This window comes from Chitinibacter sp. SCUT-21, from assembly GCA_041874755.1.
Classification (GTDB): domain Bacteria; phylum Pseudomonadota; class Gammaproteobacteria; order Burkholderiales; family Chitinibacteraceae; genus Chitinibacter.
In genome coordinates this window covers 1,718,934-1,743,473 of sequence record CP102611.1, presented here as the reverse complement: position 1 = coordinate 1,743,473, position 24,540 = coordinate 1,718,934, and the positions used below count along the sequence as shown (strand labels likewise).

Annotated in this window: 24 protein-coding genes and 1 tRNA gene; 16 read left to right on the top strand and 9 right to left on the bottom strand. The window is 49.6% G+C overall.

Going from position 1 to position 24,540, the window contains the following annotated elements; all coding sequences use genetic code 11:
- Positions 1 to 28 precede the first annotated feature (28 nt).
- From NT239_08120 to NT239_08110, 3 genes are all read left to right on the top strand, one after another.
- Positions 29 to 481 carry a GNAT family N-acetyltransferase gene (locus NT239_08120; protein XGA69770.1) on the top strand — a complete coding sequence of 151 codons (453 nt, stop codon included), beginning with the start codon at positions 29 to 31 and terminating at the stop codon, positions 479 to 481.
- Positions 481 to 840, top strand: a complete 360-nt coding sequence (locus tag NT239_08115; GenBank protein XGA69769.1) for a YkgJ family cysteine cluster protein — start codon at positions 481 to 483, stop codon at positions 838 to 840. Before NT239_08120 ends, NT239_08115 begins: the two co-directional genes overlap by 1 nt.
- A 131-nt stretch (positions 841 to 971) precedes the next feature.
- A complete protein-coding gene (locus tag NT239_08110) occupies positions 972 to 2,018 on the top strand; it encodes an oxidoreductase (GenBank protein XGA69768.1) in 1,047 nt (348 codons plus the stop codon).
- 76 nt (positions 2,019 to 2,094) lie between these two features.
- On the opposite strand, the gene NT239_08105 is transcribed toward NT239_08110, so the two are convergent.
- The 5 genes from NT239_08105 to mutM all read right to left on the bottom strand — a co-directional run bounded on the left by NT239_08105 (position 2,095) and on the right by mutM (position 7,936).
- Positions 2,095 to 3,195: a patatin-like phospholipase family protein gene (locus NT239_08105; protein ID XGA69767.1), complete on the bottom strand. Its 1,101-nt coding sequence runs from the start codon at positions 3,193 to 3,195 to the stop codon at positions 2,095 to 2,097.
- Positions 3,196 to 3,261: 66 nt separating this feature from the next.
- Entirely contained in the window at positions 3,262 to 4,047 is a 786-nt protein-coding gene (locus NT239_08100; GenBank protein XGA69766.1) for a 3-hydroxybutyrate dehydrogenase, read from the bottom strand.
- A gap of 92 nt (positions 4,048 to 4,139) precedes the next feature.
- The gene (locus NT239_08095; protein ID XGA69765.1) at positions 4,140 to 4,895 is read right to left on the bottom strand and encodes a copper homeostasis protein CutC; all 756 of its coding nucleotides are present in this window, start codon (positions 4,893 to 4,895) and stop codon (positions 4,140 to 4,142) included.
- Positions 4,896 to 5,038: 143 nt separating this feature from the next.
- Entirely contained in the window at positions 5,039 to 7,033 is a 1,995-nt protein-coding gene (locus NT239_08090) for a dynamin family protein (protein XGA69764.1), read from the bottom strand.
- 87 nt (positions 7,034 to 7,120) lie between these two features.
- Positions 7,121 to 7,936, bottom strand: a complete 816-nt coding sequence (gene mutM / locus NT239_08085) for a bifunctional DNA-formamidopyrimidine glycosylase/DNA-(apurinic or apyrimidinic site) lyase (protein ID XGA69763.1) — start codon at positions 7,934 to 7,936, stop codon at positions 7,121 to 7,123.
- Positions 7,937 to 8,020: 84 nt separating this feature from the next.
- Here mutM and NT239_08080 point away from each other — a divergent pair, with 84 nt between their 5' ends.
- The 8 genes from NT239_08080 (at position 8,021) to NT239_08045 (ending at position 14,829) form a co-directional block, all read left to right on the top strand.
- Positions 8,021 to 9,766: a tetratricopeptide repeat protein gene (locus NT239_08080; protein XGA69762.1), complete on the top strand. Its 1,746-nt coding sequence runs from the start codon at positions 8,021 to 8,023 to the stop codon at positions 9,764 to 9,766.
- Position 9,767: 1 nt separating this feature from the next.
- Complete coding sequence (lolB, locus tag NT239_08075; protein ID XGA69761.1) at positions 9,768 to 10,313, top strand: lipoprotein insertase outer membrane protein LolB; 546 nt, start codon at positions 9,768 to 9,770, stop codon at positions 10,311 to 10,313.
- Positions 10,310 to 11,212, top strand: coding sequence for a 4-(cytidine 5'-diphospho)-2-C-methyl-D-erythritol kinase (gene ispE / locus NT239_08070; GenBank protein ID XGA69760.1), 903 nt, complete (start codon positions 10,310 to 10,312; stop codon positions 11,210 to 11,212). Before lolB ends, ispE begins: the two co-directional genes overlap by 4 nt.
- A gap of 30 nt (positions 11,213 to 11,242) precedes the next feature.
- Positions 11,243 to 11,319, top strand: a tRNA-Gln gene (locus NT239_08065).
- 63 nt (positions 11,320 to 11,382) lie between these two features.
- Positions 11,383 to 12,333, top strand: a complete 951-nt coding sequence (locus NT239_08060) for a ribose-phosphate pyrophosphokinase (protein XGA69759.1) — start codon at positions 11,383 to 11,385, stop codon at positions 12,331 to 12,333.
- Positions 12,334 to 12,456: 123 nt separating this feature from the next.
- A complete protein-coding gene (locus NT239_08055; protein ID XGA69758.1) occupies positions 12,457 to 13,035 on the top strand; it encodes a 50S ribosomal protein L25/general stress protein Ctc in 579 nt (192 codons plus the stop codon).
- A 114-nt stretch (positions 13,036 to 13,149) separates the two neighbouring features.
- The gene (gene pth, locus NT239_08050; protein ID XGA69757.1) at positions 13,150 to 13,767 is read left to right on the top strand and encodes an aminoacyl-tRNA hydrolase; all 618 of its coding nucleotides are present in this window, start codon (positions 13,150 to 13,152) and stop codon (positions 13,765 to 13,767) included.
- Between the two features lie 12 nt (positions 13,768 to 13,779).
- The gene (locus tag NT239_08045; GenBank protein XGA69756.1) at positions 13,780 to 14,829 is read left to right on the top strand and encodes a GTP-binding protein; all 1,050 of its coding nucleotides are present in this window, start codon (positions 13,780 to 13,782) and stop codon (positions 14,827 to 14,829) included.
- Between the two features lie 9 nt (positions 14,830 to 14,838).
- On the opposite strand, the gene NT239_08040 is transcribed toward NT239_08045, so the two are convergent.
- The 4 genes from NT239_08040 to NT239_08025 all read right to left on the bottom strand — a co-directional run bounded on the left by NT239_08040 (position 14,839) and on the right by NT239_08025 (position 19,656).
- Positions 14,839 to 15,366, bottom strand: coding sequence for a hypothetical protein (locus NT239_08040; GenBank protein ID XGA69755.1), 528 nt, complete (start codon positions 15,364 to 15,366; stop codon positions 14,839 to 14,841).
- A 269-nt stretch (positions 15,367 to 15,635) separates the two neighbouring features.
- Positions 15,636 to 16,940 carry a c-type cytochrome biogenesis protein CcsB gene (ccsB, locus tag NT239_08035; GenBank protein XGA72757.1) on the bottom strand — a complete coding sequence of 435 codons (1,305 nt, stop codon included), beginning with the start codon at positions 16,938 to 16,940 and terminating at the stop codon, positions 15,636 to 15,638.
- Between the two features lie 6 nt (positions 16,941 to 16,946).
- On the bottom strand, positions 16,947 to 18,971 hold the full coding sequence (locus tag NT239_08030) for a cytochrome c biogenesis protein ResB (protein ID XGA72756.1): 2,025 nt from the start codon (positions 18,969 to 18,971) through the stop codon (positions 16,947 to 16,949).
- A gap of 70 nt (positions 18,972 to 19,041) precedes the next feature.
- Positions 19,042 to 19,656 (bottom strand): cytochrome c4, encoded by a 615-nt coding sequence (locus tag NT239_08025; GenBank protein XGA72755.1) that lies wholly within the window; start codon positions 19,654 to 19,656, stop codon positions 19,042 to 19,044.
- Between the two features lie 132 nt (positions 19,657 to 19,788).
- On the opposite strand from NT239_08025, the gene yihA reads away from it, so the two are divergent.
- The 5 genes from yihA to NT239_08000 all read left to right on the top strand — a co-directional run bounded on the left by yihA (position 19,789) and on the right by NT239_08000 (position 24,252).
- Positions 19,789 to 20,418: a ribosome biogenesis GTP-binding protein YihA/YsxC gene (yihA, locus tag NT239_08020; protein ID XGA72754.1), complete on the top strand. Its 630-nt coding sequence runs from the start codon at positions 19,789 to 19,791 to the stop codon at positions 20,416 to 20,418.
- 310 nt (positions 20,419 to 20,728) lie between these two features.
- Positions 20,729 to 21,112 carry a twitching motility response regulator PilG gene (gene pilG / locus NT239_08015; GenBank protein ID XGA72753.1) on the top strand — a complete coding sequence of 128 codons (384 nt, stop codon included), beginning with the start codon at positions 20,729 to 20,731 and terminating at the stop codon, positions 21,110 to 21,112.
- Between the two features lie 35 nt (positions 21,113 to 21,147).
- Positions 21,148 to 21,504, top strand: a complete 357-nt coding sequence (locus NT239_08010; protein XGA72788.1) for a response regulator — start codon at positions 21,148 to 21,150, stop codon at positions 21,502 to 21,504.
- Between the two features lie 16 nt (positions 21,505 to 21,520).
- On the top strand, positions 21,521 to 22,036 hold the full coding sequence (locus NT239_08005; protein XGA72752.1) for a chemotaxis protein CheW: 516 nt from the start codon (positions 21,521 to 21,523) through the stop codon (positions 22,034 to 22,036).
- 152 nt (positions 22,037 to 22,188) lie between these two features.
- Positions 22,189 to 24,252, top strand: a complete 2,064-nt coding sequence (locus NT239_08000) for a methyl-accepting chemotaxis protein (protein XGA72751.1) — start codon at positions 22,189 to 22,191, stop codon at positions 24,250 to 24,252.
- Positions 24,253 to 24,540 lie beyond the last annotated feature (288 nt).

Sequence of the window (24,540 nt, the reverse complement as noted above, 5' to 3'; positions counted from 1 at the left end):
TGGGCTTTTATTTTTTTGGGGGAAACTCATGGATTTAGTTTGGCGTTGGTATCGATTCGATGAATTGGATACGTTGACCTTGTTTAAGTATTTGCGTTTACGGCAACACGTCTTTGTGGTCGAGCAAAACTGCGCCTATCCCGATATTGACGAGCTGGACTTGGTATCAACGCATTTGCTGGCGTGGCAGGGCGATGAGATTGTGGCCTGCTTGCGCTTGGTGCCGCCAGGTCTGAAATTTGCCGAGCCTTCCTTGGGGCGCGTTATTACTGCTGCAAGCACGCGAGGTACTGGTTTGGGGCATGTGCTGATTGAGCAAGGTCTATTAGGCGCTGCAGAGCAATACCCCAAGCAAGCTAACCGCATTGGTGCGCAAGCCCATTTACAATCTTTTTATGCGCGTCATGGCTTTGTCACGATTAGCGACGAATATGACGAAGATGGCATCGCGCACGTTGATATGTTGCGAGCCGCACCTTGATGGACGCGTTTGAGCAAGCCGAGCAAGTTCGTTATTTGCGCGCACAAATTCCCAGTTTTCGCTGTATCGATGGCTGCCACGATTGTTGTGGTCCCGTGACGACGTCGAGCGTTGAAATCGCTCGCTTGCCGCCTAAATCGGCCGCCCAGCGTGAAGCCGCGCTGGCGGAATATAACTGCCCGCATTTGGGGGAAAACGGCTGCACTGTTTATGCCGAACGTCCCTTAATTTGTCGCGTGTTTGGAACCACTACGAGTTTGCCGTGTCCACATGGGCGAAGACCAGAGACGCTGCTCGACCCACGAATTGAACGGCTGATGCAGCGTTTCTTTGTAGAAGTCCGACAAGTGTTAGTTTGATGGAGTAACGGGTTGATGCGCTTGCCGCTCTTTGCTCGCCCATGCCGTCGATCTTGTAAGTAAAAGCCTTACAGACAAAATGTCGTCGATCCGATATAAATAGAAACTGAAGAAAAAATGGGGGCTTTGTTTTGACGGCAAATAATCTTTTACGTGTTGGGCTGATTGCGTATGGCTATGCCGCTAAAACTTTTCATGCCCCATTAATTGATGCAACACCGGGTTTAAAACTCACGGCAATTGCCACTTCACGCCCTGCGGACGTGCTGGCTGATTGGCCTGAAATGGTGGTTAAAACTGAGCCGGACCGTTTAATTACCCATCCAGGTTTGGATTTGGTCGTGATTGCCACGCCGAATGACACCCATTATCCATTGGCCCGTGCGGCTCTGGCCGCAGGCAAGCATGTGGTGATCGATAAACCGTTTACCCTTGATTTGCATGAGGCCGATGACTTAGTGCAACGAGCGGATGAGGCGGGCAAAATACTATCGGTCTTTCATAACCGCCGTTGGGATAGCGACTTTTTGCAATTGCAATCGCTGTTAGCGCAAAAGACCTTGGGGCGTGTGACCCAGTTTAATTCGCATTTTGATCGCTTTCGCCCGCAAGTGCGCCAGCGTTGGCGCGAAGCAAATGTGCCGGGGGCTGGGCTGTGGTACGACCTTGGGCCACATTTAGTTGATCAAGCGTTACGATTGTTTGGCTTGCCAGATAGTGTGAGTGCAGATTTGGCATTGCGTCGCGATGGAGCGCAGGCGGTTGATGATTTTCATGTGGTTCTGCACTACAAAACCATGCGTGCAGTGTTGTCGGCGAGTACATTAGTTCACGGCGGAACGCCACGTTTTTTGGTGCAAGGAACTGATGCGGCTTATCAAGTGGATGGTTTGGATATGCAAGAAGGCTGGCTTAAAGCGGGTTTGCGTCCCGATCTTGCTGAGTGGGGCCAAGAGACGCGCAGTGCACAGCTATACCGTTCAAATAATGAGCAAATTTCGAGCGAATCGCTGCCCTTGCCGCAAGGTGATTACGCAGCCTACTATGCGGCAATTCGCGATGCAATGCTCGGCAGGGCCCCCAACCCGGTTCCGGCCCGCGAAGCGCGTGATGTGATGTGGTTGCTGGATTTGGCGCGGCAAAGTGCGGCAGAAGGTAGACGAATCGCTGTAATTTAAATCGATAATTTAAGTTAGAGGGGTATTGCTTTCTACCCCTCTATTTGTCGGTTTTAGGAGCGTATACTGCTGAGTGTTACTTTAGTGCAGCGATCCGTTCCACAATAAAGGCCTGAGCCTGTTTTTCCCCATCCGCCATTAAACGCTCGATATTTTCTTTACTGCGATCGAGCTTGCTTTCATAGTCGAGCGTTTTTTGGATCTCTTCTGACATTTCAATAAATGGAATGTGATACGGTCGAACTTCATCGCTGCTGAGGCATTTGGGTAGCAAAATCGGCTTTTGAATGCCACGCGAAGCTAAAAACTCGGGTTTAAATGCGTCTTTCAGTAATAGCTCGTTCAAGGTGCGAATGCTGGTGAGCTGTTGGAATAAAGACATATTCCCGATTAATTCATTGCGGCGGTCTGAAATCGCTTCCGGTGATTTAGGTACTTCGCTGCAACCATTCGGGTTGATCTTAATGACCCAAACTTCTTCGGGCAGGTTTTCTAAGCCCACCATCTCAGGCTTGATGACTTCATCGACCGGTGGGTTGTCGGAAAAGAGGCCATCCCAATAGGCTTTGCCGTCAAATTCAACCGCTTCAAAAATATTGGGTACTGCACATGAGGCCAAAATATGCTCGACACGAATGGCTTCGGTGCGTGAATTAAACTTCGCTAAGGTACCGGTAAGCACTTCGGCGGCGCCCAGAATTAATGCAGGTAATTGAGGTTGAGGTCCCAATCGTTGCAGTTCGGCAAAGTCGATGTGCTGTTCGAGTAGACCACGAAAATCGGTGAAGTTTTTGCGTAAATTGGATGTACTCATGCTTGCCATGATTTGCATGATTGGTGAGTACGGGCTTAAGTTATATTGTGGCATTTGGCCACGATTTACTGCACGAATCGACTCAACAACATAATGATTGAATTGTGATTCAGCCGCAGATTGCGCCGTGTTGTCCGCCCAAAAATCAAGCATGCGCTTCGGCAGATATGGGTCATTTTTGGCAATCGCATACCACATTAAAGTGGCGCATAAAGCCCCGCCTGAAGTGCCGGTAATACTGACTAATTGATAGTGTTCACTAAAGCCCGCCTCAAAGAGTGCTTTGAGTGCGCCTGCAGTAAAAGCGGTTTGGCTCCCGCCGCCCTGGCAGGCAATCGCGATCTTACGTTTTTGTTTGGCCATGGATGGATTTCTTCCTTTAAAAGCGCGCTCATGCGTGAGGCTGCTGATTAAAACCTGCCTGTGTGGTTAGTGTGCAGTCCAGCCGCCATCGACAGGGAGTGCGATCCCGGTCATTGAGCGTGCGCCGTCGGAGCATAAAAAAGCGGCAAGACTGCCAAGCTCTTCGACTTCAACAAATTTTTTCGTTGATTGGGCATAGAGCAATACATCACGAATTACTTCTTCTTCACTGATGCCACGTGCTTTGGCGGTGTCTGGGATTTGTTTTTCTACCAGCGGAGTCATTACGTAGCCTGGGCAAATCGCGTTGACTGTGACCCCGTGTTCCGCCACTTCGAGCGCAACGGTTTTGGTTAAGCCTAAAATGGCGTGTTTTGATGCCACATAAGCCGATTTGAAGGGGGAGGCCACCAAGGCATGGGCCGAGGCAATATTGATAATTCGACCCCAGCCACGGGTTTTCATGCCGGGTACCGCTAAACGAATGGCATGGAAAGCAGCCGAGAGATTGAGCGCAATAATGAGATCGTATTTTTCTGGCGGGAAGTCTTCAATCGGGCTTACGTGCTGCATGCCCGCATTGTTCACCAAAATATCCAGCTGACCACAGCGGCTCTCTACTTCTCGAATCATGGCTTCAACCGCGCTGGCTTGGGTGAGGTCGGCGCCGATGAAGTGCACCGTCACGCCAAACTCCGCAGCCAGTGTGGCGCGAGTTTGCTCAATCTGCGTCGGGTCGCCCAAACCATTGAGGACGATTGTGGCGCCTTCTTTCGCCAACGCGCGGGCAATACCCAAGCCGATACCACTGGTGGAGCCGGTGATCAAAGCAACTTTGTTTTGAAGTGACATGGTGTTTCTTTCCTGCCGCGTGGCATTTGAATGAAACTACTAATGTAAATCAAAACATTGTTTTTGTGTAAGTGATGGATGGTTGCGTGTAATTAAGTTGCACATCCTCGCGCATTTTTGAGTAAAGCGCGGACCAAGTTAGCATCCGTTTCGATCAAACGATACTCGTCCTGACCTGGTGCGCCCATTTTGACGTTTGGGTTGTGGTAAGTCATTGCGCTGCTAAATGCGGCGCGACCCGAGCTATGAAACTCGCGACATGCCGTTTTTTCGACCAGCTCGGCGATATTGTGCTCACGCACGCCGGCTCCCGGCATAACGATCAGACGATTGCCAGCTTGTTCTTGCAGTTGCTTGAGTAAGGATGCACCCTCTAGCGCCGTCGCAGCTTGGCCGCTCGATAGAAGTCGCGTGCAACCGGTGCTAATGATGTCTTCCAGCGCTTGTTGCGGGTCACGTGCAACGTCAAAAGCACGGTGGAAGGTGACGGGCATGGGGCCAGCTAACTCAACCAAACGACGAGTTCGGGGTATGTCGATGGAACCATCGTGATTCAATAGTCCGATGACAATACCATCTACCCCTATCTTCTTGCACGCCAGTACATCGCGCTCCATCACTTCAAACTCTAGGTCGGAATACAAAAAGTCGCCGCCACGTGGGCGAATGATGGCGTTGAGCGTGATCCACAGCCGATCACGGGCAGCGGCCAGTTGGCCAAACGACGGGGTGGTGCCGCCCTCTAGCAGATTGTCGCAAAATTCAACGCGCTGTGCGCCGCCTTCCTGTGCGGCTAGGCAAGACGTGACTGAACCGGCGCAAATCTCTAAGACAATATCATCGTTCATGGCGGACAACCGAGGGCAAGAAAGTTTGATTATGGCTGCGCAAGGCAGGGCAGGGCAAGCGAGGATGGGGTTTGATTGGCGTGAATAAAAATCGCCGCCGACGATGAGATCGTGGGCGGCGATTTTTTGCTGAATGTAAAAGCTTAAGCGGCTTTTTGCTGCATATCTGCGTGCAAGGCGCCGTACACCCCACGCAATTGCGCGTTGAGTTCGCCAATTTGTTCGGCCAACTGACGCTGCATTTCTTCCAATTCTTGGATGCGATCTTCCAAGGTATCGGTCGCTTTGTGGATGCGTTTGATTGATTCAAGACGGCGGCGTAATTGCAATTGATGTTCGCGCACTTGCGTTTCCATCGGTGCCATGACGGCTTTAAGCCAGTTTTCCACGTCACGATTGGCCACTTCAAACACGTAAACCACTCGGCTGGCGACGGTTTCAAAGAATTTATGCGTTAGGCGACCGCGGCTGGTAGTGAGCAAATTGCCAACGGTATTGAAATGCTCGCGGAATGATTTTTCCAAACGCGCCAATTCTTTGTGGTATTTCAAGGTGGAGAATGGCGGTGGCGTTGCGGTGCCTAGGCCATGCTCTTCGCTGAATTTTTTATACATCGCCGCCATCATCGCTTGGATTTCAGCCACTTGCTCGGCTGATTTGGTGATCGAAGCGTTGACGTCAACAAAGAATTTATCCATCGTTGCAGATAGACCGCCATCACCAAACGAGAACAGACTGCGCTCCATTTGATCACGAATGCGATCGATCTCGGCTTTTAGCGCGTCTTTGCCGAGCAGTGAGAATAGCTTGTTCGTTTGCTGGGTAAAGACCGAGCGCAACGCCTGAAAGCGCACCAAGCCTTGTTCAAATTGCTTCTTGTCTTGCTGCACTTTTTCCATCATCTGCGCGATAACGTCTTGGTTTTTACCGCGCAAGCCGGTCAGTTCGTTGAGCTGTTCTACAACGCCATCTTGGCGTGCCTGTAAAATTGCGCGCACGGCGGTGACGACGTCCTCGACTTCACTTTGCGTTGCATCGCGAACGATATCTTGTTTGCCAGGTAGCAAGTCATCCGATAGCGCTTTTTCAAGTGTTAGCAAACGAGATTTGGTCAGCAGGCTGTCGTCGTTTTGTACTTTAGCAACGAGCGCTTTTTGTGCAGAAACAGGGTAAACCTGCGATGTGGGCATCGCCAACAAATCAGCGGTTGTTTTTACTTGCTTGACGATTTCTGCTTCGATTTCGTCGCTCGATTTAAGGTCATCCCACAAACCGTCGATTTTATTGAGGACCACGAGGCGGCCACGCTTGCCGCTTTGATTGCGAACAATATGGTTACGCCATACTTCAATGTCCGATTTAGTCACGCCCGTGTCGGCGGCCAAAATAAACAAAATCGCGTGCGCGTTCGGCAGCAAATTTAGCGTCAACTCAGGCTCAGTACCGATGGCGTTTAAACCTGGGGTATCGAGAATCACCAAGCCTTGTTCAAGCAATGGGTGCGGGAAGTTGATGATGGCATGACGCCAGCAAGGGATTTCAACCTGGCCATTGGCATCGAGTGCGATGACTTGATCTGGGTCGGTTTCATCAAACAGACCGAATTTCTTCGCGGTTTCGACATTGACGCGCTGGGTGCGACCGATTTCTTTAAATGTGTCTTGCATTGAATCGGCATCATCGATATCCAAGGGAATGGTGTGCCATTCGTCTTGGTAGCGGCGATATTCAACCGTGGTTACATTGTCTGCACGCGTTTCGATCGGTAGCAATTGTAAGCAAGGTGCTTTGCTCCCATCGTATAGCAGCTCGGTTGGGCACATAGTTGTCCGGCCTGCGCTTGAAGGCAGAATCCGTTTGCCGTAGTGAGCAAAAAATATCGCGTTGATGAGTTCAGACTTGCCGCGCGAGAATTCAGCAACGAAAGCGATATTGAGTTTGTCTTCTTTTAGCCGTTCGATCATGCTCTGAATGCGCATTGTGGTTTGCGAGTCATTCAGATCTTGGTCTGATAGCCAGCGCGATAACTGGGCAATCGAGTGCGTTAGGTTGCCACGCCAAGCGCTATAGGCTTGAAAATTGGCCACTAAATGGTCATTGGCGGCGACTTCTTGTTGATGCAGGTATTCGGTACTCATCTTGTCCCCTGTTCGCTTGGCGTCATTGGCATGGCTCTGGGTAAGCCGTCTTCATATAATGATTTATGCCGTTTGCTAATGTAGTTGTCAATCTTGGCAGCTTGGACAGTAGAAAGTTGCACGCTGTCCTTGTCGAATTGACAGAATCGGCGTGCCGCAGAGGCGGCAAGGTTTGCCAGTTCGACCGTAAACATAGCTATTGATCATAAAATAGCCTTCTTTGCCGTCGCTATCGACATAATCGCGCAAAGTACTACCGCCAGCGGCAATGGCTTCGGTTAATGTGGCTTTGATGTGTTCGCATAAAACACTAATTTGCGGCCTTGTCAGTTCGCACCCCGCGGTGCTGGGATTGATCTTGGCGCGAAATAGTGATTCGGAAGCATAGATATTGCCGACGCCTACGACAATGTGATTGTCCATGATCAACTGTTTAATCGCAGTGCGTTTGTTCACTATACGGCTTGATAGGTAATCGGCGTTAAATTCCTGATGAAGAGGCTCTGGCCCCAAGGTTGCCAAGTGAGGATGTAGTAGTGGATTGCCTTCAGCCCAAAGCCAGGCGCCAAAACGCCGTGGATCGCGATAGCGCAAACGAATACCGTTTTGTAATACCAAATCAATATGATCGTGTTTCTCAGCCGGAAATGCCTCTGTGAGTATCCGAAGGCTGCCGGACATCCCTAAATGGATGATGATGGTGCCGTTCTTTAACTCTAACAGTAAATATTTGGCTCGACGGCGAATGGATAAGATAGTCTGATTGGTCGCAAGGCTAGAAAGGTTGGGCGGTACGGGCCAGCGTAGGCGGCCATTTCGCACTATGATTTCTTTGATGCATTCGTGTAACAAATGCGCTTCAATTCCACGGCGAGTGGTTTCTACTTCGGGTAATTCAGGCATGATCAATCGCTTGCAGTTGGACTTTAAACAGCAGTTTACCTAATATCGGCATTCTTATTGCCATTGGCTTTTATTGGATCATCTATGACCTTGCGCATCTCAGTTTTACTCGCTTCGCTCTTATTAATGGGCGTGACGGGTTGTGCAACACTCACGGCCCCAAGTTCCGCATCCTCGGCTGCTTCGGCGGTTGCGAGTGCGCCAGCTGAGGAGGTGCCAGAATACGATCCAGTGATTTTGCCCAAGCAACAGCTCGATGATGAAATGGTCATGCGCTTTTTGGTGGGCGATGTGGCCGCGCAGCGCGGCAATATTCCGCTGGCGGCCGAGGCATGGGTGGACTTAACGCGTCGCACTAAAGATCCTCGAGTGGCGCAACGAGCGGCCCAGCTGGCCGTGGCTTCTGGTCAATTGGCTTTGGCACAGGAAGCGACTGAAATTTGGGTCGCAACCGCACCTAGTTCTTTGCCTGCTCGCCAGCTGATGATTAGCTTGCTCTTGCGCAGCAATCGGATTGCCGATGCTGAAGTGCATCTCAACGCAATGTTTGCTGCTAAGCCGCAGGAAGTTGCGCCATTCTTTATGCAAATGCATCAATTGTGGGGTAAAGAAGTTGATCGCCAAGCCGTGCTTCAATTGACTTTACGCCTGAGTGATGCCTATGCACCAATGCCTGAGGCTCATTTTGCACGCGCCGTTGCATACGGAAATGCTCAGCAAGTCGATATGGCTCAGCAAGAATTGGACACTGCGTTGAAATTGCGCCCGCAATGGGAGCCAGCGGTATTGTATAAAGTGCAACTTAATGAAGGCGCTGATCATGCGCAGATGAGTCAGCTATTAAGCGATGCGGCAAAAGCTAATCCGATGTCGAGCAATATTGTGCTCGCGCAGGCGCGGATTGCTGCGGATGCCGGGCAGTACGCTCAGGCTGGTCAGTATTACGAAATGGTGTTGGCGCGAGACCCAAACCATCTTGAGGCCTTGGTCGGTGCCGGTTTGGTTGCGATGCAAGTGAATGAAATCGCGAAAGCGCAGCAATATTTGACGCGCTCCGTCCAGTTAAACCCAAAAAGTGTGGGGCATCTGGCGCCATACCTCGGACAATTAGCAGAGCAACGGCACCAATATCAGTTGGCGATCGATTGGTATAGCAAGGCAGAGGGCGAGCGTAAAGCCACCGCGACCCAGCGTCTGCCGCGTTTATACGCCAAGCTAGGGCAGCAACAATTGGCCGATCAGGCTCTGGCGGCATTGCCTGATGTTACGCCGCAAAACAAGGTGGACAAGGCGCAGGTGAGTGCGCAAGTTTGGCGCGAACGTAAAGACTTGCCTCGCTCGATTGCCGTGTTGAGCGAAGCAATTGCTCAAGCTCCTGATCAAGCCGAGCTGTATTACGATCGATCGTTGTACCTTGATTTAAACGGCGACACTGCGGGGGCCGAGGCGGATTTACGGCATTATCTAACTTTGGTTCCCAATAGTGTGAATGGAATGAATGCCTTGGGGTATATTCTTGCGAATCGTACCAATCGTTACGCAGAGGCAGATACCTATCTGAGTATGGCTCTGGCGCAGCAGCCGGATAATCCGGTCATTCAAGATTCGATGGGGTGGTTGCGCTTTAAGCAGGGTAAATTGAAAGAAGCGCAAGCTTTACTGGAAAAGGCATTTAAAGCCATGCCAGACGCCGAGGTCGGCGCACATTTAGCAGAAGTATTATGGATGCAAGGTGATAAAACACGTGCGCAGCAAATTTTGCGCGATGTGCTCGCCCAGCAGCCCGATGATGAAGTGGCGCTCGAAGTGAGCCAGCGTTTAGGTTTGTAACATGGTTAAACGTTGGTTCAAATGCGCTTGCGCGAGCGTGGCGCTGCTGTTGGCCGCATGTACGCAAGTCCCGCTCGCGCCACCACCGGCGGGCTTTTCTGCAACCGGGAAAGTGAATATCCGACAAGCCAATCAATCGGATACCGCCCAATTTACCTGGATCGCTAGCCCGCAGCAGGATCAACTGAGCCTCGCCACGCCATTTGGCACGGGTTTGGCCGAGCTGGTGCTGCACTATCAGGGGGATGTGATTAGCTCGGCGGTACTTAATCGTGGCGATCAACTCGAGCAAGCCAATGATCCAGAAGCTTTATTGCAGCAATTGACTGGGCTCAGCCTACCGGTTTCCGGCTTGCGCTGGTGGTTGCGCGGCCAAAGCAAGCCTAATGAGCCATTTACCCGCGAAGGCGATGTGCTGGTGCAAAATGGTTGGCGAATTAGCGCTAGCGATTACCGCGATGGCACATTACCTTACCGAATTGAATTACTCCGTGATGATATCAAGGTACGTATCATCATCAACGAATGGAATACCGCTGCACCATGAGCTATACCCCCCTAGTAGATGAGGCGGGCTTTGCCGCCTATCCAGCGCCCGCCAAGCTAAATTTATTTTTGCACATCGTGGGCCGCCGAGCTGATGGCTATCATTTACTCGAGTCGATTTTTCAACTGATCGACGCCCAAGATACGATTTGGTTGCGCGTGCGTGACGATGGCCAGATTGTCCATCACAACCCCATGCCAAATGTGCCCGCCGAAACCGACTTGACCGTGCGCGCGGCCAAATTATTGCAAGCGCATTCTGGGGTGAAATTGGGCGTAGATATTCGCGTCGACAAACGCTTGCCGATGGGCGGCGGAATGGGCGGGGGGAGCTCGGATGCGGCGACGGTGCTGATGGCGCTTAATCGCTTATGGCAAGTGAATCTGCGCCGCCAGCCTTTGATGGATTTGGGCTTGCAGCTGGGCGCCGATGTACCGTTCTTTATTTTTGGCCGCAATGCGCTGGTTGAGGGCATTGGCGAAATCATGACGCCAGTGACGACGCCAGCCGCCAGTTTTGTTGTTTTGCACCCGCAAGTTCACGTGCCGACGCCAGCGATTTTTGGCGATGCTGAGTTGACAAGGAATACGCCATCGCTTAAAGTCCGCATCCTCGATGGGACGGTCGATGCAGATTTATTGCACAATGATTTGCAAGCCGTAGCGGTGAGAAAGTTTCCAGAAATTGCTCAGCATATCCAGTGGCTTAGCCAATATGGTTCAGCGCTGATGACAGGGTCTGGAAGTTGTGTTTTTGCCCGGTTTACTGACAAAGATGTTGAAAAAAACACTTCACAAAACCGAGCAAATGCCGTAATATCCTGCCTTCCTAGAGAGATGACCGGTTTTGTTAGTTCAACACTGAGTCAACACCAGTTACTCGATTTTGTACTTGATTAGTCAGTTCGATTAGTTTGATACAGTATCGTTAGGGGAGTCGCCAAGTTGGTTAAGGCATCGGATTTTGATTCCGACATGCGAAGGTTCGAATCCTTCTTCCCCTGCCACCTATAAAAAGAAAAGCGTGTAATTCACCAATTACACGCTTTTCGTTTTTTCAGGAAACGGAAATGGCTTACGACAGCCTCATGGTTTTTACCGGCAACGCTAACCCGCGCCTTGCTGAACGTGTAGTAAATCACCTCGATATTTCTTTGGGGCGTGCCTCTGTGGGCCGTTTCTCGGATGGCGAAGTGACGGTTGAATTGCTGGAAAATGTTCGCGGTCGCGACGTCTTCGTCTTGCAATCAACGTGTGTACCGACCAACGACAACATCATGGAAATGATGTTGATGGTCGATGCTTTAAAACGCGCCTCTGCGGGCCGTATTACTGCAGCGATCCCGTACTTTGGTTATGCACGCCAAGACCGTCGCCCACGTTCGGCTCGCGTGCCGATCTCTGCCAAAGTCGTGGCAAATATGCTGCAAGTGGCAGGTGTTGATCGCGTGTTGACGGTTGATGTACATGCTGACCAAATCCAAGGTTTCTTCGATATTCCGGTCGACAACATCTACTCAACGCCAGTTTTGCTCGCCGATATTCGTGCGAAGAACCACGAAGATTTGATGATTGTATCGCCTGACGTTGGCGGCGTATTGCGTGCGCGGGCGATGGCGAAACAGTTGGGTGTGGATATGGCCATCATCGACAAGCGTCGCCCGAAAGCCAATGTGGCTGAGGTGATGCACATCATCGGTGATGTGAAAGATCGCACCTGTATCATCATCGACGACATGATTGATACCGCGAATACCCTGTGTAAAGCGGCTGAAGCGCTGAAAAAATTCGGCGCGAAAAAGGTTATGGCGTATGCCACTCACCCAGTATTCTCTGGCGCTGCGGTTGAGCGTATCTTGCAATCGGCTTTGGATGAAGTCGTTGTAACCGATACGATCCCCGTGTCAGAAGAAGCGCAAGCAAGTGGTCGTGTGCGCGTGGTGTCGATTGCTGGCCTGTTGGCTGAAACGATGCGCCGCATTAATAACGAAGAGTCGGTGTCTAGTCTATTCGTTGACTAAAACCAAAGCCTACAGGTATATCGCTGTAGGCTTTGTTGTAAAAGAATTCTGGGGTTATACCCCGAATCGTATGCTTCTCTGGTCGCGGGGGGCGTATGTTTATTTCCATACTGGAGCTTTAAAATGACTTTTGAATTAAACGCAACAAGCCGTGCACAGCAGGGTACAGGTGCGAGCCGCCGCCTGCGTAAAGCTGGCCAATTGCCAGGTATCGTTTACGGTGGTTCTGCAGAACCAACGGCAATCAGCCTGGACCACAACAGCATGTACTACACGCTGCAAAACGAAAAATTCCACACTGCACTGATCAACTTGTCGATCGATGGCGCAGCTGCGGGTCAAGTTTTGGTACGTGCAGTTCAGTACCACCCATTCAAACAGCAAGTACAACACATTGACTTCCAACGTGTGACTGCTGAATCTGTGATCGAATTGAAAGTACCATTGCACTTCGTTAACGGCGATACTTGCCAAGGCGTTAAGTTGCAAGGCGGCGCGATCAGCAACATCTTGAACGAAGTTCAAGTTCGTTGCGTGGCTTCTAAATTGCCAGAATTCATCACTGTTGACCAAGGTAACTTGGCAGTGGGCAACTTGTCAGTTCACTTGTCTGACTTGGTATTGCCAGAAGGCGTACAGTTGGTTTCGTTGCTCCGTGGCGCGGACTTGGCTGTATCTATGCTGAACGGCGCGAAAGGCTAATCGCTTTTTGCCTCAGCAAAAACCCCGCCACGGCGGGGTTTTTTTATAGCCAGTGGCACGAAATGGCAATTCCTCAGGTATTCTCGCTACATCCGTTTTTATGTGTTAGAAAAAATGACCATTAAGTTAATCGTCGGCTTGGGCAATCCAGGCGCTGAATACGAAGCCACGCGGCATAATGCGGGTTTCTGGCTGGTAGATCAATTGGCGCGCGATGGCAAAATTATGCTGCGCTACGACAGTAAATTTCACGGCCTGATTGGCCGCGTGAACTTGGCTGGCCACGATGTCTGGTTGCTGCAGCCGCAAACCTTTATGAACCGCAGCGGTTTGGCCGTTGTCGCTTTGGCGCAGTTTTATAAAATCCTTCCCGATGAAATTTTGGTCGTGCACGACGAGCTCGATATCGCGCCGGGTTTAGCCAAGCTGAAACAAGGCGGCGGCCATGGCGGTCACAATGGCTTGCGCGATATTCAAGCGCATCTCGGTACGCCCAATTTTTGGCGTTTGCGCTTAGGTGTTGGCCATCCTGGCAATAAAGCCGAAGTCGCTAACTTTGTGCTCAAGCCTCCGCGCAAAGAAGAACAAGCGTTAATTGATGACGCGCTAATCAAATCTTTAAACGTACTGCCTAAATTATTGGCGGGTCAGTCGGGGGCGGCGATGAGCTTGCTGCACACCGACGAGAGCAAAAAGCGCGAGCACAAGCCCGCCCCTAAAGCCGCAGAATAAAGAAACCACGCCATGAGTGAAGCTAAAACGCCCATCCCCGTTAATATCGTTACTGGTTTTCTCGGCGTCGGGAAAACCACTGCGCTGATGCATTTGCTGGCGAATAAGCCTGCGAATGAATATTGGGCGATTGTCGTTAACGAATTTGGCGAAGTCGGGATTGATGGCGCCAGTTTGTCGGCGGCAGGCGAGGGCTTGCAAGTGGCCGAAGTGCCCGGCGGCTGTATTTGCTGCACGACCAGCCCGCAATTGCGCGTTACACTGACCAAGTTGGCACGGGGTATTCGCCCAGATCGCTTGCTGATAGAGCCTTCTGGTTTGGGACACCCGGCGGGTATTGTGGATTTGTTGCGTGACCCTATGCTGGCCAGTGCGTTTGAACTGCGCGCAATTGTCACGCTGCTCGATCCTCGGCATTTGAATGATAGTCGCTATACCACGCACGAAACATGGCGCGATCAATTGCAGTTGGCCGATGTGTTGGTGCTGAATAAATGCGATTTGGCCGACGTAGAGCAAATTGCTGCGGCCGAAAAAATGGCGGCGGCACAATTTCCACCTAAGCTCGCGATTGCGCAGGCGCGGCAAGGTGTTTTTGGCGCTGAGTTGCTGGATTTGGACTTGCATCCCGAGCGTTGGCCTGCGTTGCCTAACGAGCCAACGCAAGTAACTGCACATCGTTTAATGCCGCGTAAAAAGCTCGATACCAGCACAGAGCAAATGCCGGCAGTATGGCCGGTGCGTAAAACGCAATCGAGCTTGGGTTCGCACAGCTGTGGCTGGATTTTTTCGCCAGCAACACTGTTTAGCAGCGCTAAAATCGCAGCTTTATTCGAAGCACTGTGTCAACCTGCAGAGTGCGGTTTACAAGGTTTAACACGCGCCAAAGGCGTTTTTCAAACCGAGCGTGATTGGTATCGCTTCGATTGGGTTGATGGCATGGTTGGCGCAGCACCAAGTGCATATCGCCGCGATAGCCGTTTTGAAGTGATCGTAGAAAGCGAAACAGCACCCGATTGGACGCTGCTTGAAACGCAATTACTGGCTAGCTTAATTAATTAGTCGGCGCGTTTAGTCGCTTAGCGCGCTGCGCACTTGCCACATATACGCGTCGGCCATTTCAGCAAGACCGGCTTCGCGCAGCGATTTTTGCCAGCGATCGATGCAAAACTGCAAATCTTCGGCGCTTTTCATCACATCAAACACGTCCAGCAGCATGTATTCAAGCTTATTGCCCAAATAGGTTTGATCCGTCATTGCAATAATGCGCCGTACATTTTGCAATGCTTTGGCCGATGGCAAAGCATTGCCGCTGCTTTTTTTCGGCTCAGGCAGTTGCTGAATAGTTGGGTCGAAAATTGTTGGCAGTGGTGTGGGGGCTGGTATCGATTTGGTACTGATCAAGCCTTGTTCTTGCAGTTTCACTAGCTTTAGCTTGAGGTCTTCAAGGTCGGCATTAAAAGCGGCCAAGTCAGAAATTCGTTTTTGCCCATCAATCAGGAATAAGAGTTGGCGTTGCTTGATGGGAAAACCAGGGGAGCGGGTTTGCAATTCATGGTTACCCAACTCGGTTCGGAAGAAGATCGTGCCGTTATCCATGCGATGACCTGATGCCTTTCATGCTGTACTGCAAAATAAAGGTCTATGGTAAAACGCTGTTTGCAACTTGGATATACTGGAATATGACTAACTGATGAACAAAATGGCGCGGTGTAGTTGATTTGTTAGCAATAGCTAAAGAGTTGCAGTGAATTCAGGGGATTAAACCTATTACTAGGCGCGGGTTAATGTGTTGTGTATTAGAAACAAGTGATATCGCCCATAGGCCATATCACTTGTTGATGTTGATTATTTTAACCTCGGACTAATTACAGCCCGCCGTAGGAGTGCAGACCAGACAAGAACATATTTACTCCGATAAAGGCAAAGGTGGTGATGAAAAGGCCGATGACCGACCACCAAGCCAGTACTTCACCACGCCAGCCCTTGACTAGACGAATATGTAGCCATGCAGCGTAATTAAGCCAAACGATCAAAGCCCAAGTCTCTTTCGGATCCCAACTCCAATAACCACCCCAAGCATCGGCCGCCCACATCGCGCCCAGTACCGTAGCAATCGTAAAGAAGAGAAAACCAATCGCAATCGCTTGGTACGACACTTCTTCCAGGATTTCTGGCTTTGGGAAGTAGTTTTTGAGCACGCCACGGTTGGCTGCTACCAGCAGCAGTAGGGCAAAGCTATAGGCAAACTTAGCGGCAAAAGCGACGCCGGTTAGATTGTTTGGATCACTAGCTAAGCTAGCAGCATTCATATGTGCAATCAGCGTGGCGGTAAAAATGACCGCCGAGCTAATCAGTAACCCTTTACGTGCAGTAGGGGAAGTTTCTTTAGGTGTGGCCAATAGCCACGCAACGCCAAGCATGGCGGCAATGGCAAACGCCCCATAGCCGACAAAGTTGGCGGGCACGTGAATCTTCATCCACCACGATTGCAGTGCCGGAATCAGCGGCTGAATTTCGTGCGCTTGGCGATCAAAGGTATACCAAATGATAAAAGCGACGGCAGCACAAATAATCGGCAATACAAAAGCGCCCATCGCTTTGGCATTAAATTTGGCTTCGTAATACAAATACATCAAAGCCGTAATCAAGCAGAACAGAATGAAGACTTCGTATAAATTTGAAACTGGAATATGTCCAACGTCAGTGCCGATTAAATAACTTTCATACCAGCGTACCAGCTTGGAAATCAGCGCCATGTATGCTGCGGCCCAAGTTAATCCTGTTGCAGTGCGCAAGGCGGTGGACGAGCGTTTGAATACGCCGACCCAGTACATCAGCATCGCTAAAAAGAACAACACGCACATCCACATCACGGCCGATTGGCTGGACAAGATGTATTTGAGTAAAAAGGCGCTTTGCCCGCGTGCTAAATCGCTTTGGTACATCTCGATGGCCAGCAATGACACTGCGCCGCTAATTGGGAAATACCAACGCAATGGCGCCCAAAACCAGCCTAGCCAAATCAGACCTGCTGCCGAGCCAATTAAGATGCCTTGCTCATAATAATCGAGGTAATTGCCGTATAAATTCCATGTGACCAAGCCGGTGGCGATGATCAGCGCGGCAAAGATAAAATCGGGCCAGCGGCGTGTTTGCAAGAGTGAGGTCATGACTATTTACTCTTTGGTTTCGTTGATCAATGCATCGCGATGCATTGAGAATTCTTTTTCTAGCTCTGGTGTTTTGCGATTGCTACTCATCGCAATGAGTGTGCCTTGCGGGTTAATGCGGATCCAAACGCGATTTTCTCGAATGTAGAACATGCAATACATCCCGATAATCAAAAGTAAGGAGCCAAGGTAAACCACATTTTTCCCGGGTGAGCGGGTCAATTGGAAGCCGCTGGCTTTGACTTCATCAAAACCATTCAGTTGCAATAAGGTTGGTGCGCCATATTCAAAGAGCTGACTGGTGGCGACCAAGCTATCCATCAAGAAGCGGTATTGTTTCTCATTGACCGGAATGCTGGGCAAGCCTAATTTGCCTTGCGCCACGTCCATCGCATCGATCATCGCACCTTGTAAAATTTTTAGATACGTTTGGGCGACAGCCGCGCGCTTATCCTCCGGGACTTTTTCGCTCAGGAAGCGATCAATCGCTGGGAGACCACCGCTGGCGAACTGAGCCAAGACATTGCGCGTTACATCGGTAAATTGGGCTTGGCTTTCGCTAGAAACACCGCCATTGGCTTGGGCTTTCGCAGCGGTGCGGCGCGCGATTTCTGCATGCAACTCTGGGTCGAGCAAGACTTGGCGTAGGCGCATAAACGTTGCTAGTTGCATATCGTTATCAAGGGGTATGCGCGTAAAGCTAAATGGTGCAGCTACCTCTCGACGCATACCCGTCATGTAATACGCGGCGTCATTTTCAAAAAATGGCGCCATATAGTTTTGATATTCAACCGCCTGACCTGTGTCGTCGCGCAATTTGAACTGAATCATCGGGCCTAGATTACGCAGATTGCGGTCGGCTTTGACTGATTGTGCGCTCGCCATCGCTTCTTGCAGTTGGTCAACGGCCATCGTCGAGGTTTTGCTCTCGGTTTTACCGAGTTCTTCAATATTAAACGGCCGTAAATCGCCCACTTCGAGCTGGTACGCTGCGCCGGCTAAATTAAGCGCTTGGGATGTTTGTGAGCGCGTTTTTAATGTTTCGGTTTGGCCAGATTTTAAATCCCACTGCACAAATTCAAGGCCAGAGCCGCCGTCGCCAAAACTAGCTTGGTAAATCGCAACACCATCGATGATTAAAGGGTGGTTTACTTTAATCGTGGCGCTGGTGCGCAGTTTGCCGGTTTCTAAATCATAGACGTCGACATCGCTGGCAAATAATTTGGGCATGCCGGTTGAATAGTGCTCGATATGAAATTTCTTGAGCTTGAGCACGAAGGGTAACTCTTGGACAAAATAACCTTGTCCCGCATTGAGGAACACGACAGAGGCTGAGCCGCCTTCCGATAAAGTAACATTACCGCGGAAAGATACATTATTGCTTTCTAGGCGGGCGCTAGGCGGAATTTGGCTTTGCGGGATATCACGCGTTTCAGGGGTTTTGCTGCCGGTGGCTTCTAAAATTTTCAGTGGCAAGTTGCCGTCCATGAGGCCGCCAATACAAATGACGACGATGGCGGCGTGGGCGAATAAATAGCCGAGTTTTTGCCAGCTGCCTTTTTTGGCGGCAATGACTAGCGTGTCACCATCTTGCCGTGTTTTAAAACGATAGCCATTTTTGCTGAGGTGCGCTTGTACTGTGGTTTGCTCCAGCACACGCTCAGTTTCTGCGTGGTGACTCATTAGGCGCAAAGAATTGTGTGTCGCTTTCTCGCGATAACCTTTGATGTCGCGCAGCACGCCAGGGAGGTGACGCCAAATGCATAAGCTTGTCGAAACCACGAGAAAAGCCAAAATCACCAGAAACCAGCTTGAGTGATATACATCGAATAGGCCGATCGGCTCGAAAATGCTGAACCAAAAATCGCCAAACTCAACACGGTAATTGACGTAAGGCTCATTTTGTTTGAGTACGGTGCCAATAATCGACGCAATGGCCAGTATCGTCAGCAGGCTGATGGCAAAGCGCATTGATGAAAGTAGCTCAAACAAGGCGCGCGAAAATGAGGTGTGGCGAGTATTTTGGGTCATAACAAAAAAGGGGGCGCTAAATCGCGACCCCTCTTGGTCTGCTGCGAGAGCAAACAGTTCCTGTCGAAAATTAATGAATTGCTTGGATGTATTCAGAAACCGCTTTGATTTCTTGATCCGTCATCTTGCTGGCAATATCCGTCATGACTTGGTTGTTTGCGCGCTCACCTGAGCGGAATGCATTCAACTGCGCTGTGGTGTACGCGGCGTGCTGGCTAGATAGGCGTGGGTATTGGCCTGGAATACCAGCGCCAGCTGGGCCGTGACAGGCCATACAGGCTGGAACATGCTTGCTAGCAATGCCACCGCGGTAGATTTTCTTGCCGGCTTCGATCAATTCTTTGTTCGATGCGCCTTTCGCTTTCGGTGTTTGTTTGCTGTAGTAGGCGGCTACGTTGGCCATGTCGGCATCCGACAATGGTGTTGCCATGCCTAACATCACGGCATTTTTACGTTTCTGTGATTTGAATTCTTTTAGCTGTTTCACAATATATTCAGGGTGCTGGCCAGCTAGGCTTGGGTTGGCGCTAGCAACGCTGTTGCCGTCGGCGCCGTGACAGGCCGCGCAGACTTGATCGACAATCATTTTGCCCTTGGCAGGGTCACCCTTGGCGCCAGCGGCAAAAACAGCTGGTGCCATCATCAAAAGTGCTGCTAGCTTTACCGCCACAGTCATGCTGCGCATAAATCCGCTCCCGTAAATTAAGCGTACGTCGGTCGTTTTTGTGGGCTTTTGCCCTTAGTCTGCCGACGATGGTCTATCAAATGCTGGTATTCTATAGCAAGACCCCGATACAAACCACTATGGCGCTCTCAGATGTCCCTATTTCAAGGCTTATCATTCTTAACTACTGTCAATGACTTAAAGGCACTCCCCCAAGAGGGGCTTGAGGTGGCGTTTGCTGGCCGCTCGAACGCGGGTAAATCCAGTGCAATTAATACTTTAGCAAACCATACTCGCCTGGCCTTTGTATCAAAAACACCAGGGCGTACTCAGCATATTAATTATTTTGATTTTGGTAATACTCGCCGCTTGGTGGACTTGCCGGGGTATGGTTATGCCGCGGTGCCGGAGGCGGTGCGTAAACATTGGCAGGGACTGCTTGGGAAATATTTAGAGACGCGTCCAAATTTGATTGGTTTGGTGCTGATTATGGATAGCCGTCGCCCGCTCACTGATCTAGATCGCGTTATGCTGGATTTTTTTCTGCCCACTGGAAAGCCCGTACATTGCGTGCTGACGAAGTCTGACAAGCTCAATAATCAAGAAAAAGTCCTCGCCTTGCGTCAAGTAAAGGATGAGTTCAAGAATAATCCGCAAATTACAGTCCAGTTATTCTCTAGTTCGAAAAAGCAAGGCGTTGCTGATGTCGAAAAGGTGGTGGGGAGCTGGTTTGATGATGTGATGCAGCAAATGGCTGAGAGTGATCCGATGGACGGAGAATGATTCTCCTTGCTAAATAAGTCAGGACGACTATCTTAATCTTTAGGTGCGCCCCTGCACCTCCCGCTTTTCCTCCCTGAGCGGGGCTTCTAGTTTAGAAGCAATCTATCTGGCCCCAATCAAGCGATACTTCGATTGGGGTTTCTTTTTTTCTACGCTTTCCTGAATAATCTTGCCCTATGCTCAGTCGGCAGAATATGATTTTCCCTTAATATAAAACTAATTTAGATAGCATCCACTTTCGTTTTGGTGTGTTATCGTTGTTCCCTAGCAAAAAAGCTAAGAGCTAGGTGATCCAATTCGGGGGAGTCTCATGTCCAATTTAACGGGTGTTAAGGTAATGGTGATTGACGATAGCAATACCATTCGCCGAAGCGCTGAGATTTTTTTGGGGCAAGCGGGGTGCGAAGTAATTTTGGCGGAAGATGGCTTTGATGCGCTTGCTAAAATTGCAGATCATCATCCAGACGTGATTTTTGTTGATGTGATGATGCCACGGCTCGATGGATATCAAACGTGTTCACTGATTAAAAAAAATCCGCGTTTTAAGGCAACTCCTGTCGTCATGTTATCCTCTAAAGATGGTCTTTTCGATCGTGCGCGTGGCCGCATGGTTGGTTCGGATGAATATCTGACTAAACCGTTTACGAAAGACAGTTTGCTAGCGGCCGTTCGTGCCCATGCAGACATTGTTTGAATTATTTAATGAATGGAACACAAATAATTATGTCGATCAAAAAAATCTTGATTGTTGATGACTCGCCAACTGAACGCCATTTTTTAGGTGAATTACTGACTAAAAATGGTTTTCAAATCATGACGCTAGAGTCAGGTGAAGAGGCAGTTCAGAAAACAAAAGAGCTGATGCCAGATTTGATTTTGATGGATGTGGTGATGCCAGGGATGAATGGTTTTCAAGCTACGCGCACAATCAGTCGTGATGAAGCAACTAAACACATCCCTATCATTATGTGTACTTCGAAAAATCAAGAAACCGATATGGTTTGGGCCAAGCGCCAAGGTGCCGTTGAATACGTGGTTAAACCAGTTGATTCGCAAGAATTGCTGAATAAGATTGCCAACCTGTAAATAGCTGGGGTTGCAAATGGCTAAACGCATTAGTTTGCGCGAGTACCAGCAAGGTGTAATGGATCGCCTGCAAAGCGTGGCAGCTGTCGCGCAGGTTGATGCTTGTCTCGGTATTATGATTGGCACTGAAAATTGGCTAGTTGATTTGGCTGATGTGGCAGAAGTTATGCCAGTGCCAGCGATTGCATCAGTTCCGCTCGGTTTTGCATGGTTTAAGGGTGTAGCAAATATCCGTGGTAATTTGGTGAGCGTGACGGATTTGCCGGCGTTCTTTGGTTTGCCGCACCCAGGGTTTACGGCAATGTCGCGTTTAGTTTTATTGCAGCCACGGCATTTGCCTCATGCTGCCGTGTTGGTGAATCGAATGCTTGGTTTAAAGCATGTGGCAGATTTAACTCTGCTCCCCGCTGCGGTGGATAAGAAGCCTTGGGTTGGTGATGTTTATCAGGATGCGGCAGGGCAAAACTGGAAGACTTTAGATGTTGCTGCCTTAGTAGGGCAGCCTAGCTTTTTGCAGACTGGGATCGCATAAAAATATAGATCACAATTAAAGTGGTTTGGGAGGTTAGGATGGGTGTGGTAGATAAGATAAAAGGCCTTTTTTCGGGGTCTGATCGAGCAGGAAAAACGACAGACAAGAAGCAGTCTTTTGATCCTTCTCGAACGACGTGGATTTTAGACAAAATGCGCTTACCCGAAGGGGGGGATAGCAACGCGCTAAAACCACTGCCCCTGATCGGCCACTTAGCTCCACGTCAGCAAATGGCGATTATGCTGGTTGTGATGATTAGCAGCTTGGTGTTATTTGCCTTAACGGCCTTTTTATCATTTAAGGCCGCCGAAAATAACGCTAAGCATCAAGCGATTGCAACAGAGATGCAGATGCTTTCGCAGCGTTTAGCTCGAGCATCCAATCAAGCTGTGCAAGGTAATGCAGAATCATTCCAAATTTTGGAAGAAGCTTATTTAAAGTTTGATGAAAACTTGAAAGAGCTAACCGATGGCAACAGCATTTTCAACTTGTTTCAAGTGTCTGGATCTGAGCAATTAGCCAAGCTCAATGAAACCTGGAATGCTTCTTATCGCCCAAATCCTAGCCGTCCAACTGTTGATACCATCTTAAAACAAAAGCCTCAATTGATTACGATCGGTAAGAGTGTTGATGGTATTAACACGAATGATGCCAAATTGTTGGAGCAAACTCAGCAATTAACATCAATGCTAAGTGACTCAGGGGCGAATGCGCGTGAATTGGACTACGCTAACCAGCTATCGATGCTCTCGCAGCGTATGTCAAAAAATGCCAACGCCATGTTGGCATCAGAGTTAATCAATCCTGAAGTTGTATTTTTGCTAGGTAAAGACGTATCTACATTCAAGGAAATCGTTCAAGGTTTTTCTGAAGGAAATGCAGAATTAGGTTTGCGTGCAGTGCAAACCTCTGCGCTGGCTGAAAAGCTGGAGCAAATTGATGTCTTGTTCAAAGATTTTGAGGTGGTTGTTGCGTCATTCTCGAAGAATATGCAACCTCTGGTTAACACACGCCTAGCTAACCAAGCAATTGTTCGTGATTCCGATAAGCTATTGAGTGACTCAATTGAGCTGGCTGATCAATATCAGAATAAGGTTGGTGGCTTTGTTATTACGTTGATTGAGGTTGTGCTGATTGCGCTTTCTCTTGGCGCATTGCTCTTGTTGGTCAGAGTATTCAACCAAGAGTCTGTGAAACGACGCTTGGCCTCTGAAAGTGAAAATCGTAAGAATCAGGATGCGATTTTACGTTTGCTTAATGAGATGGGTGATTTGGCGGACGGCGACTTAACGATCCGTGCCTCGGTAACAGAAGACTTGACGGGGGCAATTGCCGATTCGATCAACTTTACGATTGAAGAGTTGCGTTCACTGATTACCGGTATTAACCGTGCAACAGAGAAAGTAAACTCAGCAACAACTGAAGCACAGCAAATCTCTGAGCAGCTTTTGCTTGCTGCACAACGTCAATCAGAAGAGATTGAGACAACCAATCATAACGTTGAGCAAATTGTTCACTCTATTCAGGGTGTTTCAAGTACCGCCGCTGAATCAGCGCAGGTTGCACAAACTTCTCTGACGGTGGCGGAGCAAGGGGCTGAAGCGGTAAATAACCAAATTAAAGGTATGGGTGAAATTCGCGAGCAGATTCAAGAAACTGCCAAACGAATTAAACGTTTGGGCGAATCTTCACAAGAGATTGGTGAGATTGTTGAGTTGATCTCTGATATTACTGAGCAAACCAACGTATTGGCTTTGAATGCAGCAATTCAAGCAGCTGCTGCTGGTGAGGCCGGTCGAGGCTTCTCTGTGGTCGCCGAAGAGGTTCAACGACTTGCAGAGCGTTCTGGCGAAGCGACTAAGCAGATTGGTGCGATTGTTAAAACGATTCAGGCCGATACGCATGATGCGGTGGCGGCGATGGAAGTATCAACTCAAGGTGTGGTTGAGGGGGCTAAGTTGTCAGATGCCGCAGGTACGGCACTGGCTGAGATCGGTAAGGTATCTCGTGAACTAGCGCGCTTGATTGAATCGATTGCGAATGAAACTGAAGGTCAAACTGCCTTGGCGGCAAAAGTAACGACTACAATGCGCGACATTTTGGCGATTACTGAGCAGACTACAGAAGGTACGAAACAGTCTGCGAATGCAGTTGGTGAGTTGACTGGACTTGCCGCAGAACTGAAGTCTTCCGTTTCCGGCTTTAAGCTGTCTTAATTTTTCTATCTATAAGGGCTGAGCGCTCGCCTCAGCCCTTCTTTCATGGGATTCTGCCATGAGCATGCATACTGAATTTGATAAAAGCTCTCTGCTATGGGTTAACGCTGAAATTGAAAGCACCCTAAGCAAAGCCAATGACGCGCTCACGCAATATCTGCAAAAGACAGATGCTGCTAGTTTGAAACACGCCGCTAGTTATTTGCATCAAGCTTTTGGTGCGCTAGATTTGGTTGAGTTGACAGGGGTAGCCCGATTTTGTGAAGAGATCGAGCAGTTGGTCTTTGC